General features: G+C 56.9%; 13 protein-coding genes, 1 tRNA gene and 1 riboswitch. Of the genes, 3 read left to right on the top strand and 11 right to left on the bottom strand.

Going from position 1 to position 13,799, the window contains the following annotated elements:
* Positions 1-2: 2 nt before the first annotated feature.
* The 10 genes from nrdE to SHM7688_RS19525 form a co-directional block, all read right to left on the bottom strand.
* On the bottom strand, positions 3-2,126 hold the full coding sequence (gene nrdE / locus SHM7688_RS00715) for a class 1b ribonucleoside-diphosphate reductase subunit alpha (protein WP_058238095.1): 2,124 nt from the start codon (positions 2,124-2,126) through the stop codon (positions 3-5).
* Positions 2,108-2,533, bottom strand: a complete 426-nt coding sequence (gene nrdI, locus SHM7688_RS00710) for a class Ib ribonucleoside-diphosphate reductase assembly flavoprotein NrdI (protein WP_223229257.1) — start codon at positions 2,531-2,533, stop codon at positions 2,108-2,110. Before nrdI ends, nrdE begins: the two co-directional genes overlap by 19 nt.
* 7 nt (positions 2,534-2,540) lie before the next feature.
* Complete coding sequence (nrdH, locus tag SHM7688_RS00705) at positions 2,541-2,762, bottom strand: glutaredoxin-like protein NrdH (RefSeq protein WP_058238094.1); 222 nt, start codon at positions 2,760-2,762, stop codon at positions 2,541-2,543.
* 86 nt (positions 2,763-2,848) lie between these two features.
* Positions 2,849-3,039: riboswitch (cobalamin riboswitch) on the bottom strand.
* A 516-nt stretch (positions 3,040-3,555) separates the two neighbouring features.
* Positions 3,556-3,645 (bottom strand) — tRNA-Ser (locus tag SHM7688_RS00700).
* Between the two features lie 95 nt (positions 3,646-3,740).
* Complete coding sequence (locus SHM7688_RS00695) at positions 3,741-4,256, bottom strand: DUF3299 domain-containing protein (RefSeq protein ID WP_058238093.1); 516 nt, start codon at positions 4,254-4,256, stop codon at positions 3,741-3,743.
* A gap of 26 nt (positions 4,257-4,282) precedes the next feature.
* The gene (locus SHM7688_RS00690) at positions 4,283-5,530 is read right to left on the bottom strand and encodes an ABC transporter permease (RefSeq protein WP_058238151.1); all 1,248 of its coding nucleotides are present in this window, start codon (positions 5,528-5,530) and stop codon (positions 4,283-4,285) included.
* A complete protein-coding gene (locus SHM7688_RS00685) occupies positions 5,530-6,246 on the bottom strand; it encodes an ABC transporter ATP-binding protein (RefSeq protein WP_058238092.1) in 717 nt (238 codons plus the stop codon). Before SHM7688_RS00685 ends, SHM7688_RS00690 begins: the two co-directional genes overlap by 1 nt.
* Before the next feature lie 22 nt (positions 6,247-6,268).
* On the bottom strand, positions 6,269-6,916 hold the full coding sequence (gene zrgA, locus SHM7688_RS00680) for a zinc uptake protein ZrgA (RefSeq protein ID WP_058238091.1): 648 nt from the start codon (positions 6,914-6,916) through the stop codon (positions 6,269-6,271).
* Between the two features lie 203 nt (positions 6,917-7,119).
* Positions 7,120-7,965, bottom strand: coding sequence for a fumarylacetoacetate hydrolase family protein (locus SHM7688_RS00675; RefSeq protein ID WP_058238090.1), 846 nt, complete (start codon positions 7,963-7,965; stop codon positions 7,120-7,122).
* An 18-nt stretch (positions 7,966-7,983) separates the two neighbouring features.
* On the bottom strand, positions 7,984-8,226 hold the full coding sequence (locus SHM7688_RS19525) for an SDR family oxidoreductase (protein ID WP_144432447.1): 243 nt from the start codon (positions 8,224-8,226) through the stop codon (positions 7,984-7,986).
* A 302-nt stretch (positions 8,227-8,528) separates the two neighbouring features.
* On the opposite strand from SHM7688_RS19525, the gene SHM7688_RS00670 reads away from it, so the two are divergent.
* The 3 genes from SHM7688_RS00670 to SHM7688_RS00660 all read left to right on the top strand — a co-directional run bounded on the left by SHM7688_RS00670 (position 8,529) and on the right by SHM7688_RS00660 (position 12,805).
* Entirely contained in the window at positions 8,529-9,548 is a 1,020-nt protein-coding gene (locus tag SHM7688_RS00670; protein WP_058238089.1) for a putative 2-aminoethylphosphonate ABC transporter substrate-binding protein, read from the top strand.
* 87 nt (positions 9,549-9,635) lie between these two features.
* Positions 9,636-10,784: a putative 2-aminoethylphosphonate ABC transporter ATP-binding protein gene (locus tag SHM7688_RS00665; RefSeq protein ID WP_370732926.1), complete on the top strand. Its 1,149-nt coding sequence runs from the start codon at positions 9,636-9,638 to the stop codon at positions 10,782-10,784.
* Entirely contained in the window at positions 10,784-12,805 is a 2,022-nt protein-coding gene (locus tag SHM7688_RS00660) for a putative 2-aminoethylphosphonate ABC transporter permease subunit (RefSeq protein ID WP_058238088.1), read from the top strand. Before SHM7688_RS00665 ends, SHM7688_RS00660 begins: the two co-directional genes overlap by 1 nt.
* A gap of 38 nt (positions 12,806-12,843) precedes the next feature.
* Here SHM7688_RS00660 and SHM7688_RS00655 read toward each other — a convergent pair whose 3' ends face one another.
* Positions 12,844-13,731 carry a LysR substrate-binding domain-containing protein gene (locus SHM7688_RS00655; RefSeq protein ID WP_058238087.1) on the bottom strand — a complete coding sequence of 296 codons (888 nt, stop codon included), beginning with the start codon at positions 13,729-13,731 and terminating at the stop codon, positions 12,844-12,846.
* Positions 13,732-13,799 lie beyond the last annotated feature (68 nt).

Raw genomic sequence — 13,799 nt, 5'->3', positions numbered from 1 at the left:
GATCACAGCGTGCAGGACACGCAGCCCTGAACCTCGGTGCCCTCAAGGGCTTCCTGGCGCAGGCGCACATAATAGATGGTCTTGATGCCTTTCTTCCACGCGTAGATCTGCGCGCGGTTGATGTCGCGGGTGGTGGCCTCTGCCGGGAAGAACAGGGTCAGTGACAGGCCCTGATCCACATGCTCTGTGGCCGCCGCATAGGTGTCAATCAGCGCCTCAGGGCCGATCTCATAGGCATCGCGGTAATACTCAAGGTTGTCATTGTCCATGAAGGCCGCCGGGTAGTAGACGCGACCAATCTTGCCTTCTTTGCGGATTTCCACCTTGGACACGATCGGGTGGATCGAGGAGGTCGAATTGTTGATGTAGGAGATCGATCCGGTGGGGGGGACGGCCTGCAGGTTGCGGTTGAACAACCCGTGTTTCATCACATCCGCCTTCAGCGCGGCCCAATCGTCCCGCGTCGGCAGGTCAATGCCTTCAAACAGCGCTTTCACCACATCGCTTTGCGGCAGCCAGTCCTGCTCGGTGTAGCGGTCAAAGAACACACCGGAGCCATAGTCAGAGGTTTCAAAGCCCTTGAAGCTGGCTTTGCGCTCCTGTGCGAGATCACAGGAGGTGCGGATGGCGTGATAGGCCACCGTGGCAAAATAGACCGAGGTGAACTCAATGCCGTCCGCGCTGCCGTAGTGAATACGCTCGCGCGCCAGATAGCCGTGCAGGTTCATCTGACCCAGACCAATGGCGTGGCTGTCATCATTGCCCTTGCGCACAGAAGGCACAGAGTCGATGGCAGACATTTCCGAAACAGCGGTCAGCGCACGGATCGCGGCCCCAACAGAGCGGCCAAAGTCTTTACCGTCCATGGTCTTGGCGATGTTGAGGGAGCCGAGGTTACAGGAGATATCGCTGCCCATTTTGGCATAGCCGAGATCTTCGTTGAACTCAGACGCCTCATTGACCTGCAGGATTTCCGAACAGAGGTTGGACATGTTGATCCGGCCCTCAATCGGGTTCATCCGGTTCACCGTGTCCTCAAACATTACATAGGGATAGCCGCTCTCAAACTGGATTTCGGCAATGGTCTGGAAGAATTCGCGGGCGTTCACCTTGGATTTGCGAATGCGCTTGTCTTCGACCATCTCATGGTACTTCTCGGTCACCGAGATTTCAGAGAATGGCACGCCATAGACCTTCTCCACATCATGCGGAGAGAACAGATACATATCGGCGTTTTTCTTGGCGAGTTCAAAGGTGATATCGGGGATCACCACACCCAGCGACAGTGTCTTGATGCGGATTTTCTCGTCCGCGTTCTCACGCTTGGTATCAAGGAAGCGCATGATGTCAGGGTGGTGCGCGTTCAGATAGACCGCGCCTGCGCCCTGACGTGCGCCAAGCTGGTTGGCATAAGAAAAGCTGTCTTCGAGCAGCTTCATCACCGGGATCACCCCGGAGGATTGGTTTTCAATGCCTTTGATCGGCGCACCATGCTCACGAATGTTGGTCAGCAGAAGCGCCACACCGCCGCCACGCTTGGAGAGCTGCAGCGCCGAGTTGATGCCGCGGCCAATGCTTTCCATATTGTCTTCCAGACGCAGCAGGAAGCAGGAGATCAGCTCGCCACGGGAGGCTTTTCCCGCGTTCAGGAAGGTGGGCGTGGCCGGCTGGAAACGACCCTCCAGAATCTCTTCCATAAAGGCCATGGCCTGATCCTCATCCCCGCGCGCCAGCGCCAGAGAGGTCATCACCACACGGTCCTCATAGCGCTCCAGAAAGCGCTGCCCGTCACGGGTTTTCAGCGTGTAGGAGGTGTAATATTTGAAGGCGCCGAGGAAGGTCGGGAACCGGAACTTCTTGGCATAGGCCGCTTCCCAGATGGCCCGCATGAAGTTCTTGGAATACTGATCCAGAACCGCTTCTTCGTAATAGCCTTCTTCGACAAGATAGCCGAGTTTTTCGTCCAGCGAGTGAAAGAACACGGTGTTCTGGTTCACGTGCTGAAGGAAATACTGCTTTGCGGCCATACGGTCCGCATCAAAGCGAATATTGCCCTCTCCATCATAGAGATTCAGCATTGCGTTCAACGCGTGGTAATCCATCGTGCTCAGCTCGTTGTCGAGCATAGGCTATCTCCCAGTTTCTCAAGCCCGGCGCGCAGGCGGTCAATATCGGTTTGCGTGCCAGCCAGCTCAAACGTGTAAAGCACGGGCACATTGCATTTTTCAGAAATGATGCGACCCGCCAAAGCATAGGTCGCACCAAAGTTTCTATTTCCGGATCCGATTACGCCGCAAAGCTGATTTCGGTTTTCCGGAATATTCAGAAAGCGGATCACCTGCTTTGGCACTGCTCCGCGTCCTTCTCCATCGGCATAGGTCGGACATATCAGGACAAAGGGATCACGCAGATCAGGCAGCGGCGCATCTGGCTCAATCGGTATGCGCGCTGCCTCATATCCCAGCCGGTCCACAAACCGGCGCGTGTTGCCTGAAGCTGAAGAGTAGTAAACCAGTGCCGGAGGTCGGCCCACCACAGCCTCAGCCCAGACGCGCAATCATGTCAGGGCGAAAGCCGGACCAATGGTCGCCACCAGCCACAACAACGGGGGCCTGACGGTAACCAAGTTCGGTCACGTGATCGAGAGCAGAGTTGTCTTCGGTCAGATCGACAACATCATAAGAGATGCCCTTGGCATCCAGCGCGCGTGTGGTGGCGGTGCATTGCACACAGGCGGGTTTGGAGTAGACGATGATGCTCATACTGTCCTCTTTAGTTTAGACAAAGCCGAGGACGCAGTGCCGGGCGAGTCCCGTTTTTTTACGTCCCCGAACCCTCCGTTCGTGGTTAATTTTTTGCGCCTGCGGCAGGTCTCCTGACTCGCGGTTCTCTGCTTGGCTGGCCTTCCCAAAAGCACACTTTCAGTGGCGACTTCAACCTTGCTCACCGCTCACAGTTGCGGGGGCAGTGCCAGATTTTCACCGGCTTCCCTCTTAGCCTCCGACCTGAATCGAAGGAACCGAAGCATCACGATATTGGGGGTAAATGTGATTTGCTGTCAACATATAGGGTGGGCCCATATGGAATTTCTTTTGCTCAAACTTTGAGCAATCACAGGTCAAACTCATGCAATGAGGCGCAATTTAAGAATTCTGATGGCTCGGGGGCTGTGCAACTGTTGTGGTCATGTCACGGCGTCAGACTTCATATCTCATCTTAACGCTTTCGCTTGCAACCGGCAACGCCGCGCCTTGCGGAAGCGAAGATAAATTTTCCGATTTCATGTCTTGAAACAGGATCAGACTTTGCTTCCTTGCCCGTAGAGTTTGAGGCGCATTGTCGCGGTGCGAGGCAGGCGCAAACCTTCTTGTCGTTTTGTTGCAGGCTTTACACCTTGGCGCGCGGTGCAGCGGGTCATGAGGCGCCGAGATATGCGCGCCGCCAGCTGTCGTCCGACCTTGGGTGGGCGCGGAGGTGTCATAAGTTGGGGTAAATCAGCGACGCAAAACCCAAGTATGGGTTAACATACAGTAATCAATCACGATTTCGGGTTTATGGCGGAGACGAAGGGATTCGAACCCTCGATACCGTTTCCGGTATACTCCCTTAGCAGGGGAGCGCCTTCGACCACTCGGCCACGTCTCCGCTGACCCGTATATGGGGCAGGCTGGGGGGACACAAGACCCAAATTTACGATTTTTCGAATTCCTTTTGTGCCGTTGCCAAAGGGGGGTGCTGCCCTATCCGCGATAGCGTTTCACCTTGCTGGCCTGAAGGCTGTAGCCCACTTCGGCGAGGCCGGTGCTGGTGGCGTTGCTGTGGAAAACGCCGGTCACTTCGACGGGGTCAAACAGATCACGCATGTCATACGGTGTTTGCGCCGTCACCAGCACCAGCTGATTTGCGGGCGGTGGTGGCACGTGAATGCAGGCACCGACAAAAGGGGCCAGAATAAATTCAGACACGCCGGAGGCTCCAAAATCCAGCGGGACCACAAAGCCGGGCAGGCGCACCGTCATGCCATCAAATGCATTTGTCACGCTCTTGGCTTCTGGTTGGTCAAAGCCGGTCGTGAGCTGACCATGCTGCACCACGCCAATCCCGCGCAGCTGCTTGAGCAATTGGCCTGTGTCGCCCTCCGGAATCAACTCCGCCCACGCCAGAGTGCGCACTTTATCGGCCCAGGACCGTGTGGCGAGCGGGAGTGTGGCCGCAGCAAGGGCTATCCGCAAAAACTGGCGTCTTGAAGCTGTCATTGGCCCATCTCCGTAAGTTTTATGCCTCACAAGCGCAGCTGCATGCCGTCACTCAAGGACAGTCGATAGGCGCGCAGCGCAGGCAACAGGCTCACAATTGTGCCCGCACAGACCACGGCGCAGAGCACCAGATATTCCCGCGCGGTTGGCAGGCTGATCTCAAGATATAGCCCAAATGCCGCATCCACATAGCTGCGCGCAAGAAACAATCCCGTGTAAAGCAGACCCACGCCCAACACCACGGCCAAAAGGCTCATCAACGTGGCCTCCGTCATCAGCAGGCCCAGAATGGTGCGGGGTTTTGCGCCAATGGCGCGCAGCAGGGCCATCTCTCGACGTCGCTCATTCAGGCCTGAGAAAATCATCGCCACCATGCCCAGCAGCGCGGTCACCACCACCATCACGGAGACCGCAAGTAGGGCGGCCTCTGCCACGCCAATCAGGTTCCAGAGTTCGCTGAGGGCCACGCCGGGCAGGATCGCCAGCAGGGGCTCCTCTGAATAGTCGTTGATCCAGCGTTGCAAGCCAAAGATCTGCAGCCGTGATTGGGTGCCAATCAATGCGGCGGTGACAGCTTTGGGGGTGAGGTCCATCTTACGGGCGTCTTCGGCGCTGATGGGGGTCTGGGAGCGTCCACCGCCCTGCCAGTCGATATGGATCGCCTCAATGGCCTGCAGGCTGACAAAGACGGTGCGGTCTACGGGGGTGCCGGTCTTTTGCAAAATGCCTTTGATGCGAAAGGGTTTGTCGTCATGTTCGGTGAAAGAGGCCACGCCATGGGCCACCACGATTTCATCGTTCAGCGCATAGTTTAGCTCTGCGGCCACATCGGCCCCCACCACCGCGTCAAACAGATCGTCAAACACCGCGCCCTGCGCAAAATCCACATCCCGTCCGCCACGATATTTGTAGCGCTCAAAAAACGCTTCCGTCGTGCCCAATACTCGAAAGCCTCGGTGACTGTCTCCGAGGGACAGGGGCACAATCCAATCCACCTCGGGGCGGGCGGCGATGTCCTGATAGCTTTGCCAGGTCACATTGTTGGTGGCATTGCCCACGCGGAAGACCGAGTAGAGCAGAAGCTGTATCCCACCAGAGCGCGCGCCCATGATCAGGTCGGTGCCCGAAATTGTATCGGCGAAACTGGCCTTGGCGCCGGTGCGGATTTTTTCCACACCGAGGAAGAGCGCAACAGAAAGGGCAATGGCAAAAATCGTCAGCCCCACGGTCAGCCCCCGGCTCAGCAGGGATTTGACGGCGAGCCGCAACAGGATCATAGCGGACCTCCCATGGCGCGCGGCGATGTGCGTGTCACCTCTGCGATTTCGGAGAGGTCAAGGCAGCGGTCAAACGCCTGTGCGAGCCGCTCATCGTGGGACACCATGATAAGCGTCGCCCCGGCGGCTTGGGTTTGTGTCATCAGCACGTCAAGGAAAGCCGCCTGAGCCGTGGCATCGAGCGCGGAGGTCGGCTCATCCGCCACGATCAGGCGGGGCCGCCCCAAAAGAGCGCGGGCCGCCGCCACCCTCTGCTGCTGCCCAATGCTGAGTTCGCGTGTGTCGGCCTGCTCTACCAGTTCTGGCGCCAGCCCCAGCGCCGAGGTCAACCGCAGGGCCTCTTCTTTCGGGTTTTCCACGCGCTGCCGTCGCAATTTGGCAAAGGAGAGCGGCAGCAGGATGTTTTCCAACGGCGAGGCATAGGGCAACAGGTTGAACATCTGAAAAATCACGCCGATGTGGTCGGCGCGAAAGGCATCCCGCGCCGCCGGGCGCAGCGCGCCAAGATCCGTGCCGTCAATCTGCACATGGCCTGCGTCGGCTGTTATAATGCCACAGATCAGGCTCAGTAGCGTGGATTTCCCGCTTCCGCTTTCTCCCAGCAGAAAGAGTTTTTCCCCTTCTGCGACCGAAAGCTCTGGTACAGAGAGGGCAAAGCCTGTGCGCCCCTGCCATTCAAATTGCAGGTCTTTGAGAGAGAGGAAGGGGCGCATAAAAGCGTGTTATCCTTGACGGTTAGTTCAGTTCCACATCAGGGGCATCGCGAGAGGCTTCAACGGCGCGCGCGCCCGCTTCGGTCACCACCTGTACCTCCAATTCTTCCGCATTTGGGAAGACATTGAAATAGGCCAAAGTGATCGCGCTCACTTTTGACGCATCTGCACAGCTCAGGCTGTAGTGCGCATGGAACTCAGAATGCGCGTCCTCGTCAGCGTGGGCGTCATGCTCATGGCTGTCGTGATCTTCGTTCTCATGTGCATGGTCGTCGTGATCATGGTCATCATGACCGTCGGTTTTTGCGTGATCGTCATGGTCATGATCGTCATGTTCCTCATGCTCATCCCCGCCATGCAGCGCCACCTCCACCGAGGTCACCTCACAGCCCGCTGCCGTTGGCAGAGCAAACAGGCTCAGCGGATCTTTCAATTGCGCCATGCCCTTTTGAAGCGTCGCTTTGTCCGCGTCTGTGGTTGCGGCATGTTCAAAGCCCACAATATCAAATCCCGGCACGTCCAGTTCCAGCGCGATGGTGTTCCCGTCCACCGCTATGTTGAGCGCCCCATGGCCATGTTCATGGGCGTCCAGCGCGCGTTTTTCCTCTGCTAAGGCGGGCAGGGCGGCCCCGATCAAAGTGGTGCACAGCAAGGTTGTTTTCAGTGTCATGGAAGGCTCCCGGGAAATGACATCAAAATTGAGTAATTTGTTATGTTATTGCATCTCATATCGCAAGGGATCAAGGGCCGCCGCCGCACAGATGCGCGGCATCTCGCGTATATGCGGATAAAAGAAAGCGGGCGTGTCACCACACGCCCGCTCATCGCGTCAAGGATTCAGAAAACCCGGTCTAAGCTACTGTGAAACCAGGTTTATTTGGCGTCAAAACAGGTTTGCTTCTGCACGCCCAGACCCGCGATGCCCAATTCCATTTTGTCTCCAGCCTTCAGGTAGGTCTGTGGGGTTTGCCCCATGCCCACGCCCGGGGGTGTGCCGGTGGAGATCACATCCCCCGGCTGCAGGCTCATGAACTGAGACAGATGTGAGATCACTGTGGCCACGTCAAAATGCATCGTCTTGGTGGATCCGTCCTGATAGCGGTGTCCGTTCACTTCCAGATACATCGCCAGATCCTGTGGATCGGCAACCTCATCCCGTGTCACCAGCCATGGGCCAATGGGGCCAAAAGTGTCACAGCTTTTGCCCTTCACCCACTGGCCGGAGCGGTGCAGCTGAAAATCACGCTCTGACAGGTCGTTCACGACACAATAGCCAGCCACATGGTCAAGCGCCTCTTCGCGGCTGACGTATTTGGTATGTTTGCCAATCACCACGCCCAGTTCAACTTCCCAGTCGGTTTTGACGGATGTGCGCGGGATCTCCACGTCATCGTTGGGGCCCATGATCGCGGAAGTGGCTTTGAAGAAAATCACCGGCTCTTCGGGCAGGGCCATGCCAGATTCCGCAGCGTGGTCCGCGTAGTTCAGGCCGATACAGATGAATTTGCCAACCGCGCCAACACAGGCGCCAATGCGGGGATCGCCCTCAACCACAGGCAGGCCGCTGAGATCCAGGCCGCGCAGGGAGTTCAGGCTGGCATCGCTCAACGCATCGCCTGCGATGTCGTCCAACACGCCGGAGAGATCGCGGATCGCTCCATTGTCATCCAGCATGCCGGGTTTCTCTGCCCCAACGGGGCCATAGCGCAAAAGTTTCATGTACGTGTCCTTTCTAGCTCAGATGGTCCAGCCGCCGTCGATGGCGAAGGGCTGGTCCGAAGTGTATTTGCTGGCGTCGCTGGCCAGATAGCGCGCGAGTTCCGCGATTTCATCTGCTGTCCCAATACGGCGGAGGTCCTGCGCCACGTAATCGGCGGGCTCGGAGCGGGTCAAGCCAATCGCCGCGCATTTGAGGGCATCGTCGGTGCGTGGGGGAGCAGTGCTCGTTCCGATCTGCTCTGCGACTGAGGGAGTATGCAAAGAGCTATCATGCGAAGTGTTGCCTAATTTTTAGACAGCCATTCTGCCGTTTCTTCAAAAATAGCAGGGCGGCTTTGCCGATCACATGCCCCTTCTTTTTAAGGGCAAGAGCGCGCTTTTCTATGGAGGGCTTATTTTTAAGGCTTTTTCCTATTCCTGTGCTTAAAATATCCATAGGCTGAAGTTATAAAGTTGTAGGTTAAATCAACTTCTCTTGTCTATGAAACATGACAAACTGATCAAAGACGAAAGTGATCACCAAGAATCCTGCGTCCTGATCTGAAACCAACAGAGGAAGAAAAATGAAAAAAGCTGCGTCATTTTACGCAAGCCTGGCCTTGAGCGCCCTGGTTGCCACGGGGGCTGTCGCCGAAACCGAGCTGACAGTATATACGGCAGTCGAGGCGGAAGATCTGGCCAGATACGCTGAAACATTCAACGAAAGCTATCCGGACATCAAAATCAACTGGGTGCGTGACTCCACCGGTATCATCACAGCCAAGTTGCTGGCCGAGCGTGACAATCCGCAGGCCGATCTTGTCTGGGGGCTGGCGGCCACGTCACTTCTGCTGCTGAAGTCCGAAGGCATGCTCGAACCCTACGCACCAGAAGGTGTGGAGAAGCTTGACGCCAAATTTGTCGACAGCGGTGAGACACCGTCTTGGGTGGGCATGGATGCCTGGGTGGCCTCTGTCTGCTACAACACTGTTGAGGCCGAAAAGAACGGTCTGACCCCGCCGACCTCCTGGCAGGATCTCACCGACCCGATGTATGAAGGTCACGTGATCATGCCAAACCCGAACTCTTCGGGCACGGGGTTCCTTGACGTTTCCAGCTGGCTGCAGCTCTTCGGTGAAGAGGGCGGTTGGGAATATATGGATGCGCTGCACAACAACATTGCGCGCTACACCCATTCCGGCTCCAAGCCTTGTAAACTGGCCGCCGCAGGCGAAATCCCGATTGGTATTTCCTTTGCCTTCCGTGGCGCCAAGTCCAAAGCCGCAGGCGCGCCGCTGGAAATCATCGTGCCAAGCGAAGGCGTAGGCTGGGATATGGAAGCCTCTGCGATTGTGGCTGGCACCGCCAATCTTGAAGCCGCCCAGAAGGTTCTGGACTTCTCTGTCACCAAGGCAGCCAATGAGATGTACAACTCCGGCTATGCCGTTGTCGCCTATCCTGGTGTGGCCAAGCCGGTCGAGTATTTCCCAGAGGGCCTGCTGGATGCGATGATTGACAACGACTTTGAGTATGCTGCCAACAACCGTGCGGCCATCCTCAAAGAGTGGCAGTCGCGCTACGATGGCAAATCTGACCCTAAATAATCCAACAGCTGCGGGGGCGCAGGCCCCCGCACAGATCCGTCAATTACCCGCTGTCCCGACAGAGCCTGGCCCCTGCCAGAGCCGTTGGTGTGCGCGATCAGCGAAGATCTAAGGACTGAACCCGTGACTGCAGAACAAACATCAGGCGAATTTTACCTGAGCATAAAAGACTTATGGAAAGCGTTCGGAACCTTTTTGGCTCTCAGAGACATTTCACTGGACATCAAAGAAGGCGAATTCATTTGTTTTCTCGGGCCATCGGGCTGCGGAAAAACAACCCTGCTGCGGGCCATTGCTGGCCTTGATCTGCAAACCCGCGGGTCGATCACGCAGGACGGCAAAGACGTCTCCAACCTGCCACCTTCAGAGCGCGATTTTGGTATCGTCTTTCAGTCCTACGCGCTGTTCCCAAACCTGACGATTGAGAAAAACATCGCCTTCGGTCTGGAAAATGCCGGGCGCAGCAAGGCGGAAATCGCCACCCGTGTCAAAGATCTGCTGAAGCTGGTTGGCCTGCCCGATCAGGGCAAAAAATACCCCGCTCAGCTCTCAGGTGGTCAGCAGCAGCGTATTGCGCTGGCCCGCGCCATCGCCACCAAACCGGGGCTTCTGCTTCTGGATGAGCCGCTCTCGGCGCTGGATGCCAAAGTGCGCGTGCATCTGCGCCACGAAATCAAAGAGCTGCAGCGCAAGCTGGGGGTCACAACTGTCATGGTGACCCACGATCAGGAAGAAGCGCTCGCCATGGCCGACCGCATTGTTGTGATGAACCATGGGGTGATCGAACAGGTCGGCTCCCCCACTGAGGTCTACCGCGAGCCTAGCAATCTGTTTGTCGCCGACTTCATTGGCGAAATGAACCAGATCGACAGCGCTGTGGCCAATGGCGGCCGCCTTGCCATTGGTGAAGATAGCTTTGCCTGCCATGCCCATGATTTTTCCGATGGTGCCGCCGTTGTGGCCGCCATCCGCCCCGAAGACATCATCCCTCATGAGGTGGGATATCAGCCTGAGAGTGCTGAGCAGAACTGTATCGAAGTGCTCTTACATGAGATGGAGTTCCTCGGATCCTTCTGGCGCTGTCGTCTGCAGAATGATCGCTTTGGCGGCGCAGAGCTGATTGCCGATTTCTCCATCAACGCCGTGCGACGTCTGGGTCTTGCCGAGGGCAAACCGATGATCATCGAGCTGCCCGCAGACCGGCTGATGGCGTTTGATCGTTCGGGAGAGAGCTGATGACACTGGCGTCTTCACATACTTCCGAACTGCCCCCGGGCAAGGACATCAAGGGAAAGCTGAGCCGCGATGATTTGATGATGCGCGGCGGCATGATCATCATTGCGCTCTATCTGGTGATCACCCTGGCGTTCCCGCTGTTTTCCATGCTGTCCAAATCCTTTTCGACCTATCGCTTTGAACTCTCCCAATATGAGTTTCAGGTCAGCGATGAGGCCGGCGTGTTTGATGGCTCTGTGCTCACCGGCGCGGCGCTCAATGCCCAGACAGAGGCCTATGCCGACAGCGATCTGAGCACCGGTGCCGATGGCCGCCTTGGCGTGACAGCGTTCTTCCCGGAGTTCAGCTTCCGCAGCCCGGTGATGTATCAGATCCGCAACGTTGCAGAAAACGGCCGCTTTCTGGTCGGCTCCACGCTTTATGATGACACCGCGTGGCAAACGCTGGATTCCAACACCTTTCGACGGGTGCAGCTGAGACCGACAAAATCCACCGGCGTGGACAACTTTATCAGCTACTTCTCTACGCCAGCGCTGTTTAATTCTATCAAGAACTCGCTCTGGATTGCAGTGCTCTCCACGGTGGTCACAGTCTCTCTGGCCTTCTGGTTTGCCTATGCGCTCAACCGCAGCTGCATGCGCTTCAAAGGCTTCTTCCGACTGATTGCTATGGCACCCATCCTTGTGCCGTCGCTCTTGCCCGGCATCGCGCTGGTCTATCTCTTCGGCAATCAGGGCATGATCAAAGAGCTGCTGTTTGGGGCCAGTATCTATGGGCCAATCGGCATTGTCATTGGCTCAGTCTTCTTCACCTTCCCACATGCCTTCATCATCATCTCGGCGGCATTGGCCATCTCAGATGCCCGTCTCTATGAGGCCGCGACCAGCCTGCGTGCCACCCCATGGCGCACCTTCTGGACGGTCACGGTCCCCGGTGTGCGCTATGGTCTGATCTCTGCCGCCTTTGTGGTGTTCAATCTGGTGATCACCGACTTCGGCTTGCCCAAGGTGATTGGCGGACAATTCAATGTGCTTGCGGTGGACATCTATAAACAGGTGATCGGTCAGCAGAACTTTGAAATGGGTGCGGTGGTCTCTGTGGTGCTTGTGGTGCCTGCCATTCTGGCCTTTGCCATCGACCGGATGGTGCAATCCAAACAGGTGGCGCTGCTATCGGCGCGCTCCGTGCCCTATCAGCCCACGCCCAATGCGGCGGCAGACCGGGGCTTCCTGATCTACTGTTCTCTTGTGGCGCTGTTCATCTTGGGCATGCTGGCGGTCTGTCAATTTGCTGCGCTGGTGAAGTTCTGGCCCTATGATCTCAGTCTGAGCCTGAACAACTACCAGTTCGATAAAATGGACGGCGGCGGCTGGGCCTCTTACTTCAACTCCATCAAATTGGCGTTGCTGACCGCGATCTGTGGGACATCGGTGGTGTTCTTCGGGGCCTATCTGGTGGAGAAATCCAACGGCTTTGGCGCAGGGCGCGCGGTGTTTCAGATGTTTGCCATGTTGCCCATGGCCATCCCGGGCATGGTGCTGGGCCTCGCCTACATCTTCTTCTTCAACAACCCGGATAATCCGCTTAATGCGATTTACGGCACCATGACCATTCTGGTGATCTGCACGGTGACACACTTCTACACCGTGTCCCATCTGACCGCGATGACCTCGCTCAAACAGATGGACCGTGAGTTTGAATCTGTGTCTGCGTCACTCAAGCAGCCCACGTTGAAGCTCTTTGCCCGTGTCACCGTTCCGGTCAGCCTGCCCACCGTCTTGGACATTTCCATCTATCTGTTTGTGAATGCCATGACGACGGTATCTGCCGTGGTGTTCCTCTATTCGCCCAAAACAACATTGGCCTCCATTGCCGTGTTGAACATGGACGATGCGGGCGACATCGCACCGGCTGCGGCCATGGGGATGATGATCTTTTACACCAATGCGGCGGCACGGATCATTCACCTGATCGCATCGCGTGGCATCCTGCGCCGCACACAGGCCTGGCGCACGCGCTAAACCTGCAACCACCGCTAAATAGACAATGCCCCCGCCGCTTATGTGGTGGGGGCTTTTTTCTGAGCCTGTACGGAACGTGCGATTTCCATGAACAGGCGGATCACCCGCACATCGCGACGCTGTGTGAGATGCACCAGCGTTTCGCTCATGCTCACATCCAGATCAGCCAGTTCCATCTGCTGCACGCGCGGGTCCTGTACATATTCTGCCTTGGACACAAAGCCGATCCCTGCCCCAGAGGCCACAATCTCCCGCACCGCTTCACGACCCTCCGCGACAATCGCCGGGGTCAACGCGCGGCCTTGTCCGGCTGCGGCATCCACCAGCTTCTGACGCGTCTGCGAACCCTGTTCGCGAAACACAAGCGGATAGTTTGACAACTCTTCAAGCGTGATCGAGGGTTTGTCTTCGGCAATGACCTCCCGCGCGACAAAGGCCACAATATCCGTAGCCCCCAGATCCAGTGTTGTCACATCCTTGCCCGCTTCCTGGCTGCCGATCACCCCGATTTCCGCGTTATACGCTCGCAGGGCTTCGATGATGTTTTCCGTGTTCCCCACCTGCATGGACACGGTCACCTTCGGATAGCGCTTCAGAAAACGGCGCAGAATATCTGTCACGTGGTGCGCCGAATCCACCAGAATGCGGATCTCCCCTTCGGTTGAGGCAGAGGCCTCTGAGAGATTCTCTTCGATCTGCTGCTCAATCTCAAAAAACTGCTTGGTCAGGCGGAACAACTGCTCTCCGGCGAGGGTCAGGCGCACCCGTTTACGCTCACGGTGAAACAGCAGAACGTCATGATCCTGTTCGAGCTTGCGCACCTGCTCAGAGATCGCAGGCTGCGACAAAAACAAGGCCTCCGCCGCCCTGGAGAAGCCGCCCATGAGGGCCACATGATGAAAGGCTTTCAGCTGGCTGTGACGCATTTTTGTCCCTGACTTTGCTTATAGGTTGAGCCTATATAACGATTGATATTTGCAATTTCACATATAGA

It is taken from the genome of Shimia marina (assembly GCF_001458175.1).
Taxonomy (GTDB): Bacteria; Pseudomonadota; Alphaproteobacteria; order Rhodobacterales; family Rhodobacteraceae; genus Shimia; species Shimia marina.
Note: the sequence above shows the minus strand (reverse complement) of the source record. Positions and strands in the feature narration are given on the sequence as shown.